We start from the raw sequence: 21,378 nt of genomic DNA, 5'->3' as shown, positions 1-21,378 counted from the left end.
CTCACATTATGTTCCGCGCCACATAATGCACCAAGATCACCGCGGCGGCGTTCAACTCCAGCACACGCTGTACGACGACACGTGGATAAACAGAAGTCGAGTTGATCGTGCCCCTGAACAATGGCTCGTAGGCCAGCACCTGGTGCATGCTATCCAGGAACACAGCGGCGAATATCTCGTTGGGTTCAGCGACCAGTTTCACGCGCAGATAGTCCCGCACGGCGGCCGGCTGGCTGAGGCATGGTCCAGCTTTGAAGATCCGTTTTTCCAGCAGCACGATGGCCTGCTGGATGATCCAGTCTTCGTGCTGGGCAGCTACGGCGGAAAGCGACTCCACACAGGAGTCATTGATGGCGAAAGACATGGCGAACCTCCAGACGGTGAGATCGGAGGGCGCGCGCCCCCGAGGGCAAGCCCTCCTGGGGATGAGAATGAAAAGATGCATCCATCACCGCGATTGCGGTGACCGTTCGCGGCCAGGATGCAAGGCGAACGAGTCGCGGTCAGCGCAGAGGACTGCGCCGTAGCCTTGAAGACCGGGGCTACCTGGGCATGTCGCCGACGACGTCGGCAGGCATTTCGGATGTGGGTGTGCTGGTCGGACCCTCAGCCGCCAGCATGTCCATGGCTGACAGCAAGGCATCGCCCTCGATCGGCCCCTGCAGCAGGATGGCCTGGCCCGTTTGGCGATCGAGCAGGCGCAGCGACGGCGTGGCGGTTACGCCGCTCTTGGTGGCTTCCGCAGCCTGGGCGCGGATAGCCGCACTGGGCCTTTCGCTTGCCATGCACTGCTCGCTGGCTGGCGTCGATTCGGGGTACCGCAAGCCATCGGGCAAGCCCTGGCCGCCGCTGCGCGTGTGGGCATAGACCCATTCGATCGCCTGCCAGAACGCGACATGCCCACCTGCTTCGGCAGCGCATTCCACTAGGCGTGCCTCGGCTGACGCGGCCGGCTCGTGCTCGGCCAGCGGCTGGTGGTGCCATTGCAGCGCCACGTCGGTGTTGTTGCCGATCCACCGCTTGAGCTGCGGGAAATACTCCCGGCAGAACGGGCACTCCAGGTCGGCATAGAGCGTCAGCGTGAAACGGCCTTTGGGGTTGCCCATTAGCCAGGGCGGCCCGGCCACCGGTGCCATGCTGACCGGCGTGGGCGGCTGCGGCGGGGATTCGCCGGGCGACCTTGACACAAGCCAGATCAGCAGCAGCGCGACCAGCACAGCAGCCAATGCCCAGGGCCAGCGGGGCCGCCCGTTGCGGCGGCGGAACGCCTGGACCTGCATCGGAATGGAAGGACGTTTCTGTTCCATGGCGTTCTCCGTCTTACGACAGTTCCAAGGCCGGCGACTCGATGCCGCGCGCCTGGTCGATCTTCTCGGCCACCTTGAAGGCCGCTTCCAGTTCGGTGCAGCCGTAGTGCTGCATGAGCTGGTAGCGCTCGGCCTTCTCTTCGGGTTCGGTCTGCGCCAACGCCAAGTACAGGCTGGGCGGCACGGCGCGGAACAGCACTTCCATGCTCTTGGAAAGGATGACGCCCTCGGTGAACTTGCCCGCTTCTTTGCGCGCCGAGAGCATCAGCGCTTTCTGCGCGGGCGAGAGTTCGCGGAAGCGTGCAATCTTCTCGACCTCATCGGGCGGCATCGACAGGCAGATCCACCACTCAATCATGTTGAGCATGGGCTCCGCGGCACGCGGCAGATCGTCGATATTTTGTGTAGCCAGCCAGAACCAGGCCCCTAGCTTGCGCCACATTTTTGTAATTTTTACAACGTAGGGCGCAAGCAGCGGGTTCTTCGTGATGATGTGGCCTTCGTCGGTCACATTGATGATCGGACGGCCCAGGTACTGGTCGCGCTCGGCGATGTTGTTCACCGTGCTGATCAGGCTGATGTAGGCGATGGAGAGCTGCGCGTTGTAGCCCTCCCGGGCATAGGTCGCGAGATCCACCAGCGTGATGTCGGCCTCGGGCCACGGCGTGCCATCGCGATCGAACATCTCGCCGTCCGTGCCTTGGCAGAACATGTCCATCGCGTCCGCCATCTCCAGCAGCCGCACGCGCCGCATCTCGGGCAGCGTCGGGTCCTGGCCGCGCGTGCGCAGCGCGTTGCGCACGTCGCGCGTGAGCACCGTGCGTTTCTCGGCCACGCAGTGCTCGGCGGCATCGAGGATGCACTGGCGGATCAGCGAGCGATCGGCCCGCGTCATCCGGGCTTCTTCCTTGTCCTCGCCGCCTGTGATCATCAGCCGTGCCGTGATCTCCAGTTCACCCAGCACGTCGCGCTGCTCGTCCTCCTCCATGACCGAGGAATCGGCTGGCAATTCTTCATCCAGTGCATCGGCATCAAGCGTCTGCACGTTGCTGGGCGTTTCGATCAGCCGGCGAGCGTCGGCGAACGGCGCCAGGCTGATGCCCGAGCCAGGAGCCAGCTTGACCCGGTTCACGGTCAGACCCAGGCGCTTTGCGAAGTCGCTGAACAAGCCAAAGCTGTTGCCGGCTTCCACGATGAACAGCCGCGGCCGGTAGATGGCCGTGACCTGGTTCAAGAGGTTGTTGAGCGTTGCGCTCTTGCCCGAGCCGGTGGGGCCGAACAGGAACAGATGGGCGTTCATCTGCCTGTCCAAGCGGTTCAGTGGATCAAACGTGATCGGCCCGCCGCCGCGGTTGAAGAACGTGTTGCCCGGATGACCCGTACCCTGGCTGCGACCCCACGCCGGCGAGAGATTCGCCACATGCTGGGCGAACATCAGTTGGGTGAACCAGTTCCGTCGATCTTGCGCAGGGTTGTAGCAGCACGGTAGCCAGCGCAGGTAGCTGTTGAGCGGCGCGACTTCATCGTCCTCGCGCACAGGCTGCAACCCCGCGTTGAGCATCACGTTGGCGAGGTCCAGACCGCGCCTGTCAAGTTCGGCTTCATCGCGTCCGCGCAGATAGAAGGCCAGCGTGCCGCGGTAGAGCTTGTGCGCGCTGCCGATGAGCGAGCGTGCCTCCTGCACATCCTTGAGCGTTTGTTCCGATGCCAGTGTTTCGCCGACAGCCTTCTTCGCCAGGTGATTCAGGTGCGATTCGAGGATGTCCTGGGGCGTCGCCACCATGGTCAGACACATCGTGGTGTCTTCGGGCATCTGATCGAAAAGCGTGTTGATAGCGTCCCCCTTGCGGGTTTCGCCGGTCAGGTGCCCCGTACCGGGCGGCATGCGTAGCCGGTCGGTGACCAGTACGCGATGCGGCATACCGTCAAAGTACCAGGTGCCGTGCTCGGCATCGGAGCGAGGCTGACCGAAGAACAGCCGTTGACTGAAGTCCCGACCACTCGCCAGCTCAATCTCACCTTCCTCCACCTCGTCGGGATAGCGGGCCAGCGCATAGAAGCGCTCTCGCTCCTCAGCGCCGGGCCCGAGCATCGTGGGGCGTGGGTTGAACCAACGCAGCAGCCAGTCGTGAACATCGGCCGCGACCATGCGCCGGGCCTGGATGCCGGCGTTCGCCAAGCCGCCGCAGAGGCGATCGCAGACGATGTTCAGCATTTGCTCGGGTGTCTGGCCGCGGCGGTTCGCCTGCCCGGCGGCCCGGCGATAGACCACCATGCGCACGCGCCGCGTCTGGCCGCGCCAGCGCAACCGCGTGACCACCGTATCCTCGAACAGTCCGCCGGGCTTGGCCACCGCGCGCAGGTGGTGGCCAAAGAAGCGGAGGTAGAACTCGGTGAAGGCCGTGCTGCGGGCGCGCGGCTGCACGTAGTCGCGTAGCGTCTGCATGTACTGGTCGAAGCTGGGCTCGTCCTGTGCATAGAGCTGGAGCACCCACGGGTTCTCATCCAGCTCATCGAACGAGTCCTGGAGCGCGTTTTCGAGCGCATCGCGGGCATGAGCGAGCCAGCCCGGTTCCCGACCTTCGGTGCCTAGCGGGACCAGTTCGTAGAAGGCCGCGACCGATTGCCCGTCCTCCAGCAGCATGGACTTCGACGGCGGCAGGAACTCCACCCACGGCAGCAGCTCCGCGAATGACTGCGCAACGTCGTACATCGCCTGCTCGTCCGCCACGGTCGCCGGCCTGCGGCCCTGGACCGTCGCTCCGGGTTCGGCAATGCCGGCCTGGCGCAACGCCTCGACGTGGCGCTGCCAGCCGTCCGGCTGCTCGTCATTGCCACCATCGGATGCAGCCAGCTTCGGCCAGGGGAGTTTCCAGCGCATCAGTAGTCCTCCACGCGCTCGCCCGGCATGGCGTACTGCACACGCTGGTACAGGGGAAAGACCGTCGTGTAGCCCGGAACCGGCACGGGATCGGTGCCCGCCAGGTGCGGGTACACATACATGACAAGATCGGGGTTCGGCAGGCGGTGGAACTGGCGATAGACCTCGTTGCGCGCCGTGCGCGTGTAGCGCATCTGCTCGGTGGGCGCGGCCTCCACGTCGGCCTCGGTCAGCGTCCGGCGCAGGCTCTGGCGTGCATCGAGCAATTGCCTGCGCGCCACCTGGCCGGCGCCACCACCCCCGTCACCGGCGTTCTGCTGCCAGATGTCCATCATCGTGCTGTCGCCGTGGGGGAGCAGCTTTTCCTTGCTGGTGGCACAGCCGCCGAGCACCGCGACGGCGAGGGCCAGCGCCAGGGCCTTATTCAAGTTCGAGAGCATGGCTTTCTCCTGCGCGGTGATCGACCTTGCGGCCTTCGGGATCGAAGTCGATGGCGAGCGGCTTTTCGAGGTGGACGGCGACCTTCGCGCCGGGCTGGACATAGACAGCGGCGAACGCCTGGCCGTACAGCTTGTTCACCCAGTCGGCCATGTCGCGCACGCCACCGGCCAGGATGCGGCCCACGGCTTCATTGCCCGAGATACCGACGCTGCCGATGGAGCCGTCGGCGCCGACGTAGGACATCTGGCCGCTGTCGCTGTCGATCAGCGAGGCGACGCCGGCACCGGCGGCGGTAATCAGGGCTTGCGAGCCAAGGTACTGCTGGGCGTTGCTGCGCCGCTCCCCGCTGACGCAGGGAATGCCGTATGGGTCGCTGATCCAGCCCAGGCCTCCACTTTGAGAGTTCTGCTGCTGGTTGTTTTGCTGGTTGCCGTCGCGGTCTTCGGGGATGGTGCGGATCGTGCCGTCGTGGAAGACGAAGGTGATGCTGCGTACCTGGCCGCGCACGCACGAGAGCGTCCAGTCGCCCGATGCGGTGCCGCTGAACACGGCACCGGCCACGTCGGGAATGTCGATGCCATTGGCGGTCAGGTTGTCCGATCCGACCAACACCTTGAAGGGGTACGGATCGTTGACGGTTCCGTCGATCGGCACGCGGCCGATCAGCGCCGTCATCGCCACCGACCCCATCAGCGTCGAATTGGTCGGTACGGTATAGACCGCCTTGGCGCTCTTCACGCCTGCGGCGCGTGCGCCCGCGTTCGCCACGGTTTCCGCCGTGGTTTCCAACGTGCTCTGCGCGGGGCCGAAGCTCGTCGGGAAGCTCATGCCGCTACCCGTGCCACGACTGCTGTTGCGCCCCTCGGCTTTCCTCGCATCGTCGGGTTCGACCCAGCGCACGCCGCCTTCCATGCCGGCCTCGTCGCCGTCACGCAGCCCCAGACCCACCGGCAGGTCGGCATGGCCGCCGCCACGTCCGCCGATACTGTCCAGGCGCCGTTGCAGGTCGGCCAGCAGCCCTTCGGTCTGCTGACGCGCGCTGGCTGCCTGCTCTTGGTCGCGACGCAGGTTGGTGCGCTCGGAGTCGAGGGCCGAATTGATGCGCTGGTCAATGGAGTTCTCGCGCTGGCGCAGTCGCTGGTTTTCTTCGCGCTGGGATTTGTTGTCCGAGAGCGCGGTCTGAAGCTCGGTGCGCAACTGCTTCACTTGGGCAACGAGCGTCGCCACGGTGTCGCGCGGGGTATCGCCCTCGATGCCCAGCGCCTTCATTTCCGCTGGCGTGAGCTTGGCGCCGGCATCCGCGGTCGGTGGTGCCGAAGTGCTGCCTCCCGAGAACAGCCGGATGGCGACGAACAGCACCAGCACGGCAACCGGGATCATCAGCCACTTCAGGAGTCCATTACTGCGCATGGCGGACCTCCTTGCGGTCGGTGCCATCCTGGGAACCGGCTTCCGGTTGCGGGAGATGCACGGCCGGGTCGAAGCGGTTGACCGCTGGTAGCAGCGATTGCGCAAGGCCACGCCCGCGCGTCACCAGGTACAGAACGGTCGTGTCCTCGGGCGTCCCGCGCGGGCCAAGCGCCTCGTGTTGGAAGGTGGCGGTGAGGAAATCGCCTTGCAGCACGCGCGGGTCCAGGGTGATCCAGCCGCTGCTGCTGTTGGTCAGGCGCACGGCGGTCACCCACTGGTCTTCCAGACGCCATGACGCGAGCGCGACCGCGCGCACGGGCAGCGTCGGCATCAGCGTGCCGAGGTCGAGGTCACGGCGCAGGTTCACCCGCATGACGCTCGGCAGCGGCTCCACGGTGCGTAGCGGCGCGTAGAGGTTCTGTGCGGCAAAGCGCGTCAGGACAACCGACACCGGGGTCTCGCGTCGCGCCGCTCGCGCGCCGGCCTGGTCCTGGGCGCGCGCCGGAGCTTCGTTGTCATCGCCGGGCTGATCGCCATAGCGCGCCGGGGTGCTGTTGCCCTCGACGATGCGCACTGGTTCCAGCTCGGCTTCGCCGTCCTTGGCTGGCTCCGCCGCAATGTCCAGCAGGATCAGCGCGCCCGTGTCGGCGTCCTGCAATTGCAGCCGCGTGGGCTCGATCGGCTCGCTGGCGCGCAGGTACACCGCGCCGCCCGCGCTCTGCACCCGTAGGCGCTCGCCGACGCCCGCAGGTACGCCCACGCGGACGTTGCGGTCGATGAACACGATGCGCTCGTGGCCGACCTTCAGCGGCACCGCCAACGGCATACGTTCCCAGCGCAGGATCTCCACTGCCTGGACAGCAGGAGCGGCGGCCACGGCCAACAGCCCCAGCAGCGTGAGTACAGGATGCTTCATGGGGTTTCTCCTTGGGGCGCTTGCGGAGACAGGCCGCCAGACGCCGGGCGCGTTGGCTCCGGCGTGCTGATGCGCTGGGGCGCGCCCTCATAGCAGTCGAGCGCCAGGCCGAACGGGTTGCGGGCAGGATCGACGTCCACCCGCGTGACCTTCACTGGATAGCGCACCAGAGCGCGCTTGACTTGCTCGGCGCCGTAGTACTCGTCGGCGGTGATGTCCAGCGTCACCACCCAGTCGCGGTCGGAGACCACGCGCACGCGCGCCGTAGGGTCGTCGCCGTAGCCGCGGCCGGGGATTTCATAAATCCCGCGCACGCGCTGGCGCAGCTCGCCCGTGCTGCGGCGGTAGTCGTAGTCCGCGCGAAGGAAGGCCTGGCAGGACGGGGTGAGATACGGCGAGAGCGTGTGGAGGTTGCGCGCGTAGTCCTCTTCGCCATTCGTCGGCCAGCGGTTGAGCGTCTGGAACACGTAGAACGTGAACGCATAGACCGATTCGGGCGGCACTTCCCACCACTTCCTGGTACTGCCGGAGCGCAGGTCAGGCGGAACGTGGATGGTCAGATCGCGCGGAGCGCTCCACCAGCCGCCGCCCATGACCAGGGCGACGATGACCAGGGCGCCAGCCCCCAGGCGAAGCGTCTTGATGTGCGCCTGCAGGTGGGTGATCTCGTTCTTGAAGCGGCTCATCGCGCGCTCCTTCGGGTGGTCCAGAAGCCGGAACGCGAGATCAGCACATGGCCGCCCACCCAACCCGCCATCAGTGGATGACGTGTCGCAATGCGCCATTGCAGTTGCCGATACAGCCAGGTGTCGGGACGCCCGCGTTTGAGGCGGCGAAGAATGCCGCCGCCGATGAACACGCCCAAGGCCACGCCCAGGACGACGAACGTGGGAGCTAGCGCGATCGTGCGGAACACCCACGACAGCGGCGCGCCGACCAGCAGGCCGGCGGCGCCGGACAAGCCGCAGCAGATCCACAGCTCGTCGGCGGTGAGGCCGCGCACGACAACGGGGTGGCGGTTGAGCCGGTGCGGAAGGAACGTCACGGTCCCGTCCGCACGGACGTGCTGCTGCTCAGACATACCGGCCTCGCCTTACAGGATGCCGGTGGCTTCGGTGAGCAGCCAGATGCCGATCACGAGCAGGACGGCGCCGATGGCGACCGTGAGGCCGAACTGGCCCCACGTCTTGCGGCCTGTGTGGATTTCCGCGTAGGTCCCGTAAGCGTGGTAGCACACGCCGATGAACATCGACGCCACCACCAGCAGGGCTACGAGCATGATGATGTCGTAGCCGTAGTTGCGGATCGTTTCCATGATGCCGTTGCCCGTGCCGCGGGTCGGGTTCTCCAATTGCGGCAGACCCTGCGCGAACGACAGCACGGGCAGCGCAGCGGCGCCCAGGGCCACGGCGGCGCGCTGGGCAAGACGGGAATTGAGGATGCGGTTTTGCATGGTCATGCCTTTCAGGTCAGGAGAGGAGGAAGAAAGTCAGGACGAGGTACATCGCGACGAATCGGATGCAGACGCCGAGGAACTGGCGCTGGTTGAGGCGGCTCTCGGACCACCCCACGTAGGCCGTTCGCATGGCCCAGACGCCCCAGACGAGCAGGACCGCGAACACGACGCCGACCAGGACGGTCGCCATCGCTGAAGGTGCGATGCCGCTGTTGGCTTGAAATGCCGAGACCTGGGCGCCGTTCATGGCTTGCCCTCCGCGGTCGTCGGCGGTGATGGCGGGACGACCCGCTCCGTGCGGTAGTCGCCGGCCAATTCGGACGGGTCGCGCGGCTGGGCGCGCGACGGTGTGAGATGGGCCTGGATGCCGGCGCGCACGCGCGCCAGGTCAGCCAGCAGCCTCGGGTAGTCGAAGTGGTAGCGCTCGCCCGGCTGGATGGGGGCATGCGCGGCGCTGTCGGCGACCGTGCGCTCCAGCGCGTCGAGTTGGCGCAGCGCTGCGACCAGCTCCTGACGCTGCGCTGGGGACTCGGCCAAGGCCATCGAGGACTGGCCCAACACAAGGGCCGTCACGAGAAAAGTGGGCACGCCGCGATGCGCGGCGCGCAGCCAGATCGGAGCCAACATCGCGCCATTCCTGTGTGATCAGCAATGGCTAGATCGTGGAGATCAGGGCTGTTTCAGGCCGCAAACAATAGGAACCTGCGGATGACCGGATTGATCGGCTAGAGGTACTTCTTGAAGCTGCCCGCAGTCAGGCTCACGGCCAGTCCCAGCAAGGCGGCGCTCGGCAACAGGATCAGCAATGGATGCACCGAGATCGGCAGTGCCAGGTACGTGATCCACGGCAGCACGGCCAGGGGCATAAGGCTGGCTTTCGCGCGGTGGTAGATGAACCCGGATTCGCGGCCCGCGCCGAACCTGCGCACGTCACGTCGCACCAGACCGTCAATCAGACCGACGAAAGCAGCCGTGAAGATCAGTGGCAGCGTGAGCACCAGGACCAGCAGGCGCACTAGGAAGGTCAGCGTCGTGAAGGCCGCGGCGATCAGGTAGCTCTCGGCCCAGACATAGGCTTGGCTGATGTAGTAGCGGAAGTTGCGCGCCTGCTCGTGGCTGGGCGCGCGGACGCGCTCGGCGGTCTGGCTCATGCGCGCCAGCAGCCCGGAGCGAACAAACACCCATTCGTAGCCTGTATCCACCAACTCGTGCGCCGTGCGCCCCGGCTCCTGCACGACCACGCTGCGCGTGAAGTGGTTGGACAGATGCCCAAGCTCGTACTGCAACATCTGCTGGGAATGGCGCCAGCCCTGGTCCTTCCAGAACAGGTGCATGCCGACGCACTCCACCACGATCGAGAACAGCAGCGAGCCGATCAGCACTCCAAGCAAGCGAAACGGCAAGGTGATGGTGCCGACGATCAGGCCCTGGCGCTGATTCTGCTCCCGCTGCGCGGTCGAGGCGGCGTCCTTCACGGCGCGGCCTCGTCGCCACTGTGGTCGGTGTCGGTGGCCACCGCAGCAGGCTCGGCTGGAGCAGCATCATCCAGCAGGTCATCGGGCAAGGCCGCATCCTGCAAGGCCGGGGAACTGGTGAACTCCCACCACTGCGTAGCCTCGCTGTAGCTCTGGCGCATGTACCCTGCCAGTTGTTGCAGGTCCGTCGGCATCACTTCATCCGGGTCTGGTAGCGGCAGCGGCATGCGAACCTTCCAAAGCTGGCCGCCCTGCAGCAGCGCGAAGCATTGGCCTTTTGGCAGGCCGACTACGTGCGATGGCTCGATCATCGGCACGCTGGACATGCTGATGCGGTCCTGGGTGTTCGACGTGAAATCCGTCGCGCCGCGGATGTCCGAACTGTCGGTTGCCCCGGAGACGATGGTAGTGGTATAGACCTCGACCTTCGGCAACTGCCGCGTCAGCAGTTCGGCAGTGGCAGTCTCGCGCACGCGCAGCATGAACAGGTTGTTGAAGTTGCCGATCACCTGGCCAGCTTTCGCGCGATTGCCGATGCGGGCCTCGATGTCCGAGAGGGTCTGCGTGTACGCGGTGACTTGCAGCCCGGCGCCGCCGCCTTTGTTGATAAGCGGCACGAATTCGTCACCCATGAGTTCATTGAATTCATCCGCATGGACGTTGATCGGTACGCGCGCGCCAGCCGAGGCGTCTGGCAGGCCATCGTCGATTCCGTGCTTGTAGATATGGCCCGCGACCGAAACCAGGTCGGAGAACATGGAGTTGCCGACCGCTGCGGCAACCTCGGCGTCGGACAGCGCGTCCAGTCCCACATAGACGATGGCGCGCTTCCTGATGACTTGCATCCAATCGAAGATCGGGCGCGGGTCGGCCAGGTCGGAATAGTTCGGTGCCAGGAGCTGCGCGATCTTGCCGCTGGTTAGCTTTTCCAACAACGGCAGCAATGACGCGACGATCTTGTCGAAGTAGGTCTTGTCGTACCGAACTGCCGAGCGCAGTCCGTCGAGCACCGGGTCGTAGTTGCGCGCCTGGGAGAGATACTGCTCCAGCGCAACCACGCGCTTCTCTCGCCCGATCATGTTGCGCGGGATGTTCTTCTCGTTGAGCTTGGCCTCGATCTGGACGATCACCTCCCAGGCCTTGGGCTCGGTCTTGGCGAAGTAGTGCTGGGCGTACTCGATAAACAGCGCGTCGATGTTGATGACGTGCCGCTGGATCAGCATGTAGTCCGGGCGCTGTCCCAGTTCCACCAGGGCACGAGCAATGATGTTGACGAAGCGCCACGCGAACTCCCTGAAGGCCGCGCTATTGCCTTCACCGGAGAGTTGCCCTGCGATACGGGTGGCGACTTCCGAGATGCGACCGAATCGGCCCACCGCGTTGTAGCGGGCGCTGATCTCCGGCCAGCCCAAGTGGAAGATGTAAAACTCGCCTTCACGGCCGGCGCGCTTGGCCTCGACATACATGCGCTTCAAGAGGTCCGCATCCCCTTTGGGGTCGATGACGATCACGACTTCGTGCTCGCCGGCAGCGCTCTTGCGGCGGATGTCCTGGGTCACGAACAACTCGGCCAGTCGCGTCTTGCCCACGCGCGTGGTGCCCAGCACCAGCGAGTGCCCGACACGCTCGCCGAGCGGAAGGCTGACGTCCACCTCGTCCGGTTCGATGCCGTGCAGGCGTGGCAGGCCGCCCACAGGCGGCAGCGGACGCACCGGGTTGAAAGGAGCATCCCAGCCCGTGAGCGCGGACAGCCGGGATAGCGGGAACGGCGCGAACTCCAGCCGCTCCTCCAGTCGCCGTGCCAGCCGGTAGGCAGGCGTCGGCTCGACGTATCGGCGGAACTCCGGCCGGTACGTCTGCATCAGCCTATGGGTGTGTTTTTGTTCCCACAGGAACCCGCGCCCGATGAAAAGCCGCTGCTGGCTGACGGGCACGTCCTTGCTCGTCATCACGTAGCGCGACAGGCGGCGGATGTTGCGTCGGTAGCGCAGGATCACGCGGGCATCGCGATAGCGGATCGCGCCGTAAGCGCCGAAAGCCAGCGCGCTGCCGACGCCCATCGACGGGCTCAGCGCGAGCGACCATGGGGCCACCAGGCACAGAAACGCGGCGCCTGCACACGCCGCGACGGTGTATAGCTCCACCGCTGGGCGTAGCAGAACCTCGACCGGCTGTTTCCCCGACATGGCTTCATTGCTCGATGCCGGTGGCCGTGATCAGCGCCGGGTAGTGCCGCAGCCCCAGGCGATCGGCCAGGTCGTCTCCGGCTACGGGCGCGAGCGGCACGCCCGGCACCAGGGCACGCAACCGTGCCAGGCCCTGCGCGGTCTCGACATTGACCACGAGGCCGACCGCGCCGCGTTCGCGCAAAGCGACGCCGCGGCGCTGCAGCCAGGCCCGGGAGGCGTCGTCGTCGCCGATGACCACGAACGGCCGCAGGCCGGGCGCTTCGATCACGCGCCGCGCGACGGTGCCGGGCGTGAGCTTGGCGCTACGCACCGGCAGCATCGCTGCCTCGTCCGCGGGTGTGGCGGGAACCTGTGGCGTCGGAATGGGCGGCCGGCCCGGGACATCGGCGCGCGCCTGGAGGTTGAGGGCCTCGTAGTACGGCAGCGCCGACGTGCCACCGCGATCTTCGACCACGATCAGCGGATCGCCGGCACGCGATGCCAGCGGCAGACCTGCCAGCAGCACAAGCAGGCCCCGCAGGGCCAGATGGGATTTTGTCATGGGGAAGTCTCCTGGCGCGCGGCGAGCACCGCGGCGTTTGGATGTGCGCCCTGCACACGCGCGAGATGGCGCGACACGCTGCGCCGGTAGCGGGCGGCGGGCTCGCCGCCCGCAGGACGGTGGTAGCGGCCGATCGCGAGCAGCCAGTCTTCGCCGGACGTGTGCTGCTCGTTCAGGATTTCAGCGGCGATGGCGAGGTTTCGATACGGGTCCAGCAGGTCGCACGCGCTGGTGAAGCGATGCTTGTGGTAGCCGAGGTTGATCTGGACCAGGCCTGCATCGATGCGCGTGTGGGGCGTGGTACGCATTGCCTGTTGCAAGCCCGAGCAGGCGTCGGCGCGCGTGGCGAAGCGGCGCGACTGGCCGGCGACATTGAGGGACCACGGCCACGGCACGATGCGCCCGTTGCGTCGAACGCCGCTCTCCTGCAAGGCCACGGCGTAGAGCACGGTCGAGGGGATGCCCGCCTGCTGGGCGGCGAGCTGGTAGGCAGGTGGCGGAATCTCCTGGGCATGGACGGCGCAGGCGCACAGGCCGGTAGCGAGCACCAGTGCGCACAAGAGCTGCGAGAAGGAGGTGGCCGCTACGGCTGGCGCTGCCATTGGCCGTTCACCTCGCGCACAGCCGCGGGCAAGTCACCGGGCAGGCCCAGCGACAGCCAGCGGCCGCCGTCGTGGTTGAGGGTAATGCTGCCGCTGCGCACGCGCGCCGGGTCGATCTGCGCGCGCTTGGCCCAGTCGCGGATGCGTGCGTCGTCCTGGCGGCTGCCCACCATATACAGGTCGAACTCGGCACCCGAGGATTGCAGCCGCTGCACGAGCTGCCCACAGGCCGCGCAGCCGTCCTTGACGAACACCGCCATGCGACCGCTGCCGCGCGCGGTGCCGGTGCCCGGCCCGTCGTCGGGCAGGTTCACGCGCTGCATGCCGGGGTTCAGGCGCTGCCAGGCTTCGTCGTAGGCACGTTGGTAGGCGAGCAGCTTCTCGACGCGGCGAGCCTCGACTTGCACCTGCAGCTCTGCATAGCGCCGCCGTTCTTCGTCGGTGCGTGCCTCGATGCCTAGGGCAGACAGCGGGTCCAGGTTTGGCGAGTAGATGCCCAGCGGCCCATCCATCAGCTCGCGGTAACGCGCCCATTCCTGGGGTTGGAGCCCCCAGTTGCTTGCTACTCGGTCGTCCAGGACGCGGGCGGCCAGCGGGCGCTCCTGGCTCTGCGCATTGCGGGCTGGAGCTGTGGCTGGCTGTTGCGCCCACGCGGGCCACTGGACTGAAGCCAGTAGGAGTGCGGAAAGGATGATCGACGGCTTCATGTCGTGTGCTCCGATCAGGGAATCGCCACGCGACGGATCTGTTCGCCGGCTTGGAACACCGCAGCGCTGCCATCGATTGCCTGCAAGCGCCATGGACCGACCGCATCACCGGGCAACAGCACCTGAAGCTGGTCGGGCGTGAAGTCCCCGCTGCTCGGCGCGACGGACACACTGAGCTGGCCGGCGCGCAGTTCGGCGCCGACGATGCGGAACGGCAGTGGCGGCGGTTCAGGCTTGGCGGCGGGCTTGCTCGATGTGCGCGGCTGGGCGGGTGTTGCTGCACGCGCGGCGGTCTGACGCGTCTTGATCTGCTCGATCTCCGCGCGCAGCGCCTGAAGGTCGTCGGCTGCTGCGTAGCTGCTCAATGTCTTCTCAACTTGGGAAGCGCGTGCTTCCAGGATTTGGCGGGTGTCTTTGAGGTCCGCCGCCGTTGCGACCTGCGGACGCTGCTGGATGGTTCCGATGGTCTCGGCCAAGGCCACCGCCTGCGCTTCGAGGCGTTGCAAACGGGAGTCGAGCCGTTCCTCGTCGGCCTGGTCGCTCATCGCCTGGTAGCCGAGGGCCACGATGACGCTGAGACCGAGCAGCCAGAGCCAGAGCAGGCTTTGCGCCACCACGGCGGCAGCCGGGCGCCGCGAGGATTGGGGAGTGTTCATGGCTGGCCGCCTGGAATGGAGGGCATCAGTGGGAAGGTCTGCACCGCATCGGCGGCGGCCGGTTCAGGCATGGATTCGACGGCCATGCTGTCGCCGGGCCGCTCGAAGCAAATTTGTCGTGCGCGGTCATCCGCGTGCAGTTCCCAGGCCGGACCAGCTAGGGTGATCAGCGCGTCGCGCAAGGTCATGGGACCGAGATGCAGGTGCGCCGCCGGCAGCGGCAGCGCATACAACTCGATCACGGCATGTGCCGTTTGACACAGGCTGTAGCCGCTGCGCTTGAGCACGTGCCGCAGCCCATCGCCGACCGTGACGCGGGCATCCGCCGGCATCGAAACATCGATGGTCTGCAACAGCAGGTCGCGCTGCGCCGCCGTGGGGGCCAGCTCGACCAACGTGTAGCGCCCATAGCGCACAACGGGGATGTACTCGGGCGCTTCGGGTTCGGGCGCGGTCGAGACTTCCTCGAAGGCATCGGGTGCGTGCGGCGCAGTCGTTGTCGCGCAGCCGCCAGCCAGTACCGACCAAAGCAGGCCGAGAAATCCCGTCAGCAGGCGGCGTTCGGGATGGTGAAACCAGGGTGGAGAGGGGCACATAGCTCGGCGTCCTGAAACATCGAGCCCTCACCATCGCCGCTGGGGTCGTGCGCGGCAGCAAACAATGCGAATCACGCCCCGTCCGATTTTCCGACAGCCTCCCTCCAAAGAAAAAGGCCCCCGAAGGGGCCAATGAGAGCGCAGGTCGGACCCTGCCGAATCAACCCCGAGCCAGCTTCAGGCCAGGATCGACCTGTGCCAGTTGGGCATGCGCCCAGCAGCGCACGAGTTGGCCGTTCTCGCCGAGCGGCCGGTCCGCCATCGCCACCGAGTACTCGTCGGTATCGCTGGTGTCGTAGCAGACGACTTTGATCTCGCCGGTGTCGCAGCGGATGGAGTGGATCTGGCCGTCGGTCATATCGACCACGACGACCTGCGGGACAAGACCCAGTTCGCGGGCGGCCGACAGGATGGGGCCATATTCGGCAGCGTCGAAGCAGACGAACGGCCCTTCGTACCGGGCTTCTTCGGCCAGATCCTTGGCTTTGTGGTAGTGGGCACCCTGGTCGTATTCCTCCTGGGTGGTTCTGACCTTGAAGACCGGCATGTTGGGGGTGCCGGAAGCATCGACGCAGGCGACAGCGACTTGCATCTCGATCTCGCCGCCTTCAGCAGGCTCGGTCGGAGGGATGACAGCCTGACTCTCGGGTTCTTCGTCGGCCATACCCATGCGCTCGCGCATCTCGTCGGCGAATGCCTCGGGAGCCATCAGGCCGTAGCGCGCCAGGCGCACGGGGATGTCTTCAGCGTTCAGATTGCCGTCTTCGATGCGCTGCCGCATGAAGGAGGCGATCTCGGTTACCAGGGTGTCACTCTCAGCTTCCGAGGGCTGCTCGGACACATCGATCGACCACTTATCCACTTCCGCGGCGGTCTCGCCGGTCAGCAGACCCTCATCGATGGCGTATTCGCACATGCTGCGCAGCCGTGCCAGCATTTCCGATTCGGCCTCGCCGTTGAGCAGGTAAGTCACGTCCAGCGTGAGGCGAGCACTGACGACTTTGGTCGTTGCTTGGGTATTGGTGTTCATGGAAATCTCCTTGGGATCGAAAAAGCGCAGCCACGCCCACGGAGACCGTGGACGTGGCTGCAAGGTGGGAACAGCGGAAAGCCGGCGGCGTTAGGCCAGCGTTGGCGTGGGGATCAGGCGGCGACCAGTTGCCGGGCCAGTGCGACCTCGACCGAATCACCATCCTGGTTCAGGACGTCCAACCCTGATTCGGGCACGTCGCCCGAGGTGGACTGCGAGACCATGATCTTCTTGGCCATCAGTTCGAGGCAGGTCATCTGCGAGGAGCCGGCGTAGCCAAGGTAGATCACGCGCACGGGTTGCTTCTGCCCGATGCGCCAGGAGCGGCGTGCCGCCTGCTGCAGCGAGTACACGTTGTAGCCCGACTGCATGAACACGATCGTCGGAAACTCCAACAGGTCCAGTCCCGTTTTAACCAGCTCGGGGTTGGTGATGAGCACATCGATGCCACGGTCCAGTTGTTCGGCGATCCAGTCCTCGCGGCGGCTGGCATCCACGCTTGCGCGCAGCACCGCCACCTTGAAGCCTTCCTGCTCCAGCAGCACCTTCAACCGGCTGGTCGTGTCGCGCGTGCCGGTATAGACCGTGTAGGCCAGCACCTTGCGGCCCTGCGCCTTCTCCTCTTTGCAGATGTCGATCAGCTCACGCTCCTTGGGGCTGATCTCGAACTCGTTGAACTGAGCCGGGACGAACGCCAAGGTGTTGCGCGTGCGCGGATGCACCACGGTCTCCGACCGGAAGCAGCAATCTGGCCAGGCCAGTAGCACGTTGAGCACCACACCCAGCAAGGTCGTATCGCGTCGTGCAAGAGCCTGTTTCAGCTCCGCGGTCAGCCGACCCGCCAGATCGCGGTAGGCCGCGGCTTGCGCCGTGTCCATCGCGACTTCGCGGAACTCCTCGTCATACGGCGGCAGGATGTTGCCGCCGATGTCCTTGAGCTTGAGGAAGATCGTGAACGGCAGGATGCAGCGCAAGACGCCCTTGGGGCCGAAGCCCGGGGCCTTGACCGTGCGCACCGATACCTTGGTGCCCTTGGCCGTCTTGTGCGCCGTGCCGGTGCTCTCGGAGTAGATGTCCTTCAAGACCCCGTGATCGCGCATGAACGCCATCGCGGCCGAGGTCATGCTGCCGCTCGTGGTCGGGCGGTAGCCGTCTTCGATCATCCGCCCCGGAAGGGCTCGGAACAGCAGGTAGAACAGGTCGTCCCCGTAGCCGCCCATCAGCGTGCCAGTCAGCAGCAAGGTCTTGCGAGCCTTCGCTGCCAGCACGCCCATGGCCTGGCCTTGGGCACTGCCGCCGTTCTTGTACTCGTGCGCCTCATCGGCGATGAGCAGGTCGAACGTGCCTTGCGGCAGGTAGCGTTTGATGAACTCGGACGGCTGGTAGCCGCCTTCGCCAAAGCCGAACTCCATGTTGGCCATCGCACGTTCCATGCGGGTGGCCTGACGGTCGGAAAACACCAGCTCGCCGTTGCCGTCCATGAGGTTGATGAACTCATGGATGTTGTCGCCGAGCATCGAGGCCAGGAAGCCGTCTCCGAACTTCTGCATCAGCTTCTGCGCGGTGACTGCCCCGATGGTCGGGATGCGCTTCAAGGCTTTCAGCACGGCCGAGGACTGGTCGCTGCCGGACAGGCTGCGTGGGCGGATCAGCGTCCACAGGGGCGCTGCGCAATGGCTGCACTTCCTGCGGCACTCCTCGGCTTGGAGCGCGATCGGGTTGACCGGCTCGCCGTCGAGGTCGGTGATGACCGTGCCGCAGTCCGGGCAGGCCGCCACGTCGCCGTGGCGGGTGCGCCGCGTGGTGAAGACAGGCTTCCAGTGGAACCCCATCCGCATCCTGACGCGCCCCAGGACAAAGAACTCCTGGCCGGTCGGCTGCACACCCAACTGCTCGCGCAGCTTGATGAGCTTGACCAAGGTATCGGGGCCGTTGAGCACCCAGACCTTCGCGCCCGCTACTGTCTCCTGGATCTCGCGCCGCCACTTGTAAACAAGGTGCGGGGGCGAGAGAACCAAGGTCCGGCGGTAGCCTTCGGCGTTGAGCACAGCGGCCGTGGCGATGCCGACGGTCGTCTTGCCGCAGCCCATCTCGCCATTGACGATCGCGGCGCGCTCGCCACGGTCAATCAGCAGCTCCGCGGCGGCGTGGACGACTTCGGCCTGGGCCTGGAACAGCTTGCGCTTGAGGCTGGCGACGATGAGCTGGCGATGTGCTTGCGGTTGGCCGGTATAGACCGGCGGGTTGGCGCTGTTGAGGGCGTCGAGCAGTTCGTCGCCGAACTCGCCGACGAAATCCTGAAGGCTCAGGGTCAGAGGGGAAGATTCCGCGTCGAGCAGTTCGCCCTGTACGGGCGCGGCTTCAGCGGCATTGGTTTCGAGATCGAGGGACATGGTGATGCTCCAAAGAAAAAGGGGCATGCACCACCCCCAGCGGGGCAGTGGCATGCCCCGTGGTGGGAAGTAAATCGACGCGTGGCCGACGGTGGTTGAAGGTGCTGGCCTGGGTGGCCAGCGGCTGAACCGTGCTCAGTCCTCGGACGGCAGAACGATGACGGTGGCGTGGCGCTCCGCGTCGGTAACGATGCGAATGGCCAGCCCCGGATGGATCACGTAGTGCGATGCCAGCGATGCGCCTGATTGAAGCGCGGTGCTGTTGGCCTGCCATTGCTGGACGTTGACGTCGCCCCAGTCGCCACGGGTGTGGCGCCTGAAGTACGGGATCGGGTCGAGGCGACCCGAGCGGACCAGGCGGTCAATGCCTTTGCTGAAGATAAGCGCCCCGATGGGGAACGCCAGGTTCTGACAGTAGGTTTCGATGCGATGTGATGCCATGGGCTCCTCCTTGATGAGTCATTGAGCCACGACACCCCTGCCGGAGTGAAGTGGCTCCGTCAGGAGAATGAGGATGACGATGTGGGGACGTCAGATCAGGTCCCGCTCTTCGGGAAGCTGGATCACCGTGGTCTGGTGGTCCTCGCTGGTCTTGACGATTAGCGCCAGGTCCGGCGTGATCCTGAACTGCGAGATCATCAGGTTGTCCTGTTGGATCGCCACGTCGTTGGCTTGGCGTGTGGCCTCATCGATCTCGCCCCAGTCCCCGCGCACATGGCGCTGGACATAGGCTAAGGGGTCGATCAGGCCTCTTCGGGCCAGCCAATGCACCTTCTCGCTCAACTTCAACGTACTCGGTGCGAACAACGGTTGCTTGTGCGGCGCTGGCCGCTTGAACGGATTCGGGAACATGGTGTTTCTCCTTCGATGTGGTACAGCAGGACGGCAGCGCGTCCGGTGGATCAGCGGATGGTCAACACCTCGCCCCGTGTCGCGGAGCCAGGCGTCATGTCCCACGCGCGGATGACGGGCACAAACTTGTCGGTGAGGATGCGGGTCTCGGCGATGGAGCCGTCTTCGCGTTCGGTGAATTCCCGCTGGAGCGTTTTGTCCTTGTGGGTGTCACCTTTGACGACGAGCACGCGCCCCGTCTGGGAGCGCACAACGCCGGAGATCGCGCCCGCTGCCAAGGCCAGGGCGAGATGCCAGTGGGACAAGGCTCGCGCCGGTGGACGCAGCGACTGCTGCGCGGCCCCCAGGTGCGTGTCCAGCGACGGCCAGAGGCCTTGCAGCCGACCGACCTCATCGGCGAACTGCTCCGGCTCCATCGTCACGCGGAAGAAATGCTCCGGCTCGACCGGACTGGCGGGGACGATGTACGGCAGGAACGGCCATTCGCTCGGCAGTTCCTCGGCTTCGACTTCGCCAAGCCCAACCTGCAGCAGCAGGTTGCGCACGGCCTTGACGCCATCGGGGGCCTGCTCGCGCTGGCGCACCCTTCGGCCAAAGATCACCACCTGCTTGAACTGCGTTTCCACCGCTCGGTAGATCCGCAGATCGGTGTAGTGGCGTGTCAGCCAACCAACCAGCTCCGCGTCGAGCACGTAGCCGGGGACGATGAAGACCAGCATGCCGCCGTACTGCAGCAGCGACAGCGAACGCTGATAGAACAGCTTTTCGAGGCGGGCACGTCCCTGACCTTGATAGCCGATGTTGCCGTTGACGTCCTTGGACAGGTCGCCATACGGCGGGTTGAGCCAGAGCAACCCGAAGGACTGTTTGGAGACCATCGTGTCCATCAGGTCCGCGTGCAGGCAGTGATCGACCAAGCCTCGGGCATGGCGTGCCCGCTCCGCGTCGAACTCGACCGCGAATGCCTTGGCCTGGTCACGCCCGAGGGCATAGGCGGCTTCGGCGATCGCCACGCCTTCGCCGGCGCAGGGATCAAGGATGCACATCGGCCCGTCGCTGGGCATCAGTGCGTTGAGGGCTCTTTCGAGCGTGGGTTCGTCGGTCGGGTAGTACCCGTTCTTGGCGAAATTGCGGGCGAGCCGCGGGAACATGAGGGCCATGGAAGTCTCCTGGTTGGCGGGGATGAAAGACGGAAGCACGCCGAGACGTGCCTCCGAGGGGGTCAAGCCGCTACCGCTTCCGGCGTCCAAATCTTGGTCGGATAGGGATAGGCGGTGAGCGCGTCACTGCGGATCAGGGAGCCCAGCGCCAGGGTCAGCGCCGGCACGTCGATGGCGAGCCGATGGCCTTCCAGCGGCCCGAGGGCGAACGGAAGGCGGGCCAGCATCTCGCGGCTTTGCAGCAGTTCCAGCACGGTCTCGCGCCAGTGGTCGAGTAGCGGCAACGGGCAGGTGTCCCGCACCAGCATCCACAGGCGGTCAAGCCGGTGGGCGCTGTCGCGCGGCAGCAGTGCCAATGCGCTGGCGTTGGCCTTGTCGGGCTTGACGCAGCGCCGGTCGAACAGCCACACGTTGGACAGCGAACCGAACAGCGTTCGCCGGTAGGCGCGGGTCATGCGCTTTTCCAGGCGATCGACGTTGCCGATGAACACCGGGACGCTGCCGCCCTGGTCGGTGATGACGTGGAACTGGTCCAGTCCCTGCTCGTCGCGCCCGAGGGTCAGGCGAGCGAGGAATTGCTGGACGGCGGTGTCGCGTGCCCAGATGGACAGGAAGATCAGGTTGCCCTGGTCATCGCCAACGCAGGCGTCGGCCATCACGTCCGGGCATTCGTCGATGCGGTACAGCGTGGAAGAAGTGTTTGCGGGCATGGTGGTGTCCTCGGATGAGCGGGAACAGCACCGCCCGTCGGGGCAGGTACTGCCCC

General features: G+C 65.8%; 23 protein-coding genes and 1 pseudogene. All 24 read right to left on the bottom strand.

The window, feature by feature from the left end:
- Window positions 1-25: 25 nt before the first annotated feature.
- Window positions 26-364: pseudogene (locus tag ACEU5R_RS14920) on the bottom strand (JAB domain-containing protein); the annotation flags it as partial.
- 178 nt (window positions 365-542) lie between these two features.
- A complete protein-coding gene (locus ACEU5R_RS14915) occupies window positions 543-1,307 on the bottom strand; it encodes a DsbA family protein (protein ID WP_028690954.1) in 765 nt (254 codons plus the stop codon).
- Window positions 1,308-1,320: 13 nt separating this feature from the next.
- On the bottom strand, window positions 1,321-4,188 hold the full coding sequence (locus ACEU5R_RS14910; RefSeq protein ID WP_023103900.1) for a conjugative transfer ATPase: 2,868 nt from the start codon (window positions 4,186-4,188) through the stop codon (window positions 1,321-1,323).
- Window positions 4,188-4,628, bottom strand: coding sequence for a TIGR03751 family conjugal transfer lipoprotein (locus ACEU5R_RS14905; RefSeq protein WP_023103901.1), 441 nt, complete (start codon window positions 4,626-4,628; stop codon window positions 4,188-4,190). Before ACEU5R_RS14905 ends, ACEU5R_RS14910 begins: the two co-directional genes overlap by 1 nt.
- The gene (locus ACEU5R_RS14900; protein WP_017515583.1) at window positions 4,609-6,039 is read right to left on the bottom strand and encodes a TIGR03752 family integrating conjugative element protein; all 1,431 of its coding nucleotides are present in this window, start codon (window positions 6,037-6,039) and stop codon (window positions 4,609-4,611) included. Before ACEU5R_RS14900 ends, ACEU5R_RS14905 begins: the two co-directional genes overlap by 20 nt.
- A complete protein-coding gene (locus ACEU5R_RS14895; RefSeq protein ID WP_023103903.1) occupies window positions 6,029-6,955 on the bottom strand; it encodes a TIGR03749 family integrating conjugative element protein in 927 nt (308 codons plus the stop codon). Before ACEU5R_RS14895 ends, ACEU5R_RS14900 begins: the two co-directional genes overlap by 11 nt.
- Window positions 6,952-7,641 (bottom strand): PFL_4703 family integrating conjugative element protein, encoded by a 690-nt coding sequence (locus ACEU5R_RS14890; RefSeq protein WP_023835765.1) that lies wholly within the window; start codon window positions 7,639-7,641, stop codon window positions 6,952-6,954. The genes ACEU5R_RS14895 and ACEU5R_RS14890 overlap by 4 nt, the downstream gene beginning before the upstream one ends.
- Window positions 7,638-8,036 carry a TIGR03750 family conjugal transfer protein gene (locus ACEU5R_RS14885; RefSeq protein ID WP_023103905.1) on the bottom strand — a complete coding sequence of 133 codons (399 nt, stop codon included), beginning with the start codon at window positions 8,034-8,036 and terminating at the stop codon, window positions 7,638-7,640. Before ACEU5R_RS14885 ends, ACEU5R_RS14890 begins: the two co-directional genes overlap by 4 nt.
- Before the next feature lie 12 nt (window positions 8,037-8,048).
- Entirely contained in the window at window positions 8,049-8,408 is a 360-nt protein-coding gene (locus tag ACEU5R_RS14880) for a TIGR03745 family integrating conjugative element membrane protein (RefSeq protein WP_023103906.1), read from the bottom strand.
- 16 nt (window positions 8,409-8,424) lie between these two features.
- Window positions 8,425-8,658 (bottom strand): TIGR03758 family integrating conjugative element protein, encoded by a 234-nt coding sequence (locus ACEU5R_RS14875; RefSeq protein WP_009459672.1) that lies wholly within the window; start codon window positions 8,656-8,658, stop codon window positions 8,425-8,427.
- On the bottom strand, window positions 8,655-9,038 hold the full coding sequence (locus ACEU5R_RS14870) for an RAQPRD family integrative conjugative element protein (protein ID WP_023465080.1): 384 nt from the start codon (window positions 9,036-9,038) through the stop codon (window positions 8,655-8,657). The genes ACEU5R_RS14875 and ACEU5R_RS14870 overlap by 4 nt, the downstream gene beginning before the upstream one ends.
- Window positions 9,039-9,136: 98 nt before the next feature.
- Window positions 9,137-9,886 (bottom strand): TIGR03747 family integrating conjugative element membrane protein, encoded by a 750-nt coding sequence (locus tag ACEU5R_RS14865; protein ID WP_023103908.1) that lies wholly within the window; start codon window positions 9,884-9,886, stop codon window positions 9,137-9,139.
- Entirely contained in the window at window positions 9,883-12,072 is a 2,190-nt protein-coding gene (traD, locus tag ACEU5R_RS14860) for a type IV conjugative transfer system coupling protein TraD (protein ID WP_023103909.1), read from the bottom strand. The genes ACEU5R_RS14865 and traD overlap by 4 nt, the downstream gene beginning before the upstream one ends.
- 4 nt (window positions 12,073-12,076) lie before the next feature.
- Window positions 12,077-12,616 (bottom strand): integrating conjugative element protein, encoded by a 540-nt coding sequence (locus ACEU5R_RS14855; protein WP_017515759.1) that lies wholly within the window; start codon window positions 12,614-12,616, stop codon window positions 12,077-12,079.
- On the bottom strand, window positions 12,613-13,218 hold the full coding sequence (locus ACEU5R_RS14850) for a transglycosylase SLT domain-containing protein (RefSeq protein WP_028690955.1): 606 nt from the start codon (window positions 13,216-13,218) through the stop codon (window positions 12,613-12,615). Before ACEU5R_RS14850 ends, ACEU5R_RS14855 begins: the two co-directional genes overlap by 4 nt.
- Window positions 13,200-13,925 (bottom strand): TIGR03759 family integrating conjugative element protein, encoded by a 726-nt coding sequence (locus tag ACEU5R_RS14845; RefSeq protein WP_023103911.1) that lies wholly within the window; start codon window positions 13,923-13,925, stop codon window positions 13,200-13,202. The genes ACEU5R_RS14850 and ACEU5R_RS14845 overlap by 19 nt, the downstream gene beginning before the upstream one ends.
- 14 nt (window positions 13,926-13,939) lie before the next feature.
- Entirely contained in the window at window positions 13,940-14,581 is a 642-nt protein-coding gene (locus ACEU5R_RS14840; RefSeq protein ID WP_023103912.1) for a hypothetical protein, read from the bottom strand.
- Complete coding sequence (locus tag ACEU5R_RS14835; protein ID WP_028690956.1) at window positions 14,578-15,177, bottom strand: PilL N-terminal domain-containing protein; 600 nt, start codon at window positions 15,175-15,177, stop codon at window positions 14,578-14,580. Before ACEU5R_RS14835 ends, ACEU5R_RS14840 begins: the two co-directional genes overlap by 4 nt.
- 160 nt (window positions 15,178-15,337) lie before the next feature.
- Window positions 15,338-16,207 carry a hypothetical protein gene (locus ACEU5R_RS14830; RefSeq protein WP_028690957.1) on the bottom strand — a complete coding sequence of 290 codons (870 nt, stop codon included), beginning with the start codon at window positions 16,205-16,207 and terminating at the stop codon, window positions 15,338-15,340.
- A 113-nt stretch (window positions 16,208-16,320) separates the two neighbouring features.
- Window positions 16,321-18,600 carry a helicase-related protein gene (locus tag ACEU5R_RS14825; RefSeq protein WP_058655498.1) on the bottom strand — a complete coding sequence of 760 codons (2,280 nt, stop codon included), beginning with the start codon at window positions 18,598-18,600 and terminating at the stop codon, window positions 16,321-16,323.
- Between the two features lie 135 nt (window positions 18,601-18,735).
- Window positions 18,736-19,041 carry a hypothetical protein gene (locus ACEU5R_RS14820; protein WP_023103916.1) on the bottom strand — a complete coding sequence of 102 codons (306 nt, stop codon included), beginning with the start codon at window positions 19,039-19,041 and terminating at the stop codon, window positions 18,736-18,738.
- Window positions 19,042-19,131: 90 nt separating this feature from the next.
- Complete coding sequence (locus ACEU5R_RS14815; protein ID WP_023103917.1) at window positions 19,132-19,452, bottom strand: hypothetical protein; 321 nt, start codon at window positions 19,450-19,452, stop codon at window positions 19,132-19,134.
- A 50-nt stretch (window positions 19,453-19,502) separates the two neighbouring features.
- The gene (locus tag ACEU5R_RS14810) at window positions 19,503-20,636 is read right to left on the bottom strand and encodes a DUF6094 domain-containing protein (RefSeq protein ID WP_254912518.1); all 1,134 of its coding nucleotides are present in this window, start codon (window positions 20,634-20,636) and stop codon (window positions 19,503-19,505) included.
- Window positions 20,637-20,674: 38 nt separating this feature from the next.
- Entirely contained in the window at window positions 20,675-21,322 is a 648-nt protein-coding gene (locus ACEU5R_RS14805; protein ID WP_023103919.1) for a hypothetical protein, read from the bottom strand.
- Window positions 21,323-21,378: the final 56 nt, after the last annotated feature.

The sequence above is a fragment of the Achromobacter sp. 413638 genome (genome assembly GCF_043119405.1).
Classification (GTDB): Bacteria; Pseudomonadota; Gammaproteobacteria; order Burkholderiales; family Burkholderiaceae_B; genus Achromobacter.
This window is presented reverse-complemented; position numbering and strand designations above follow the sequence as displayed.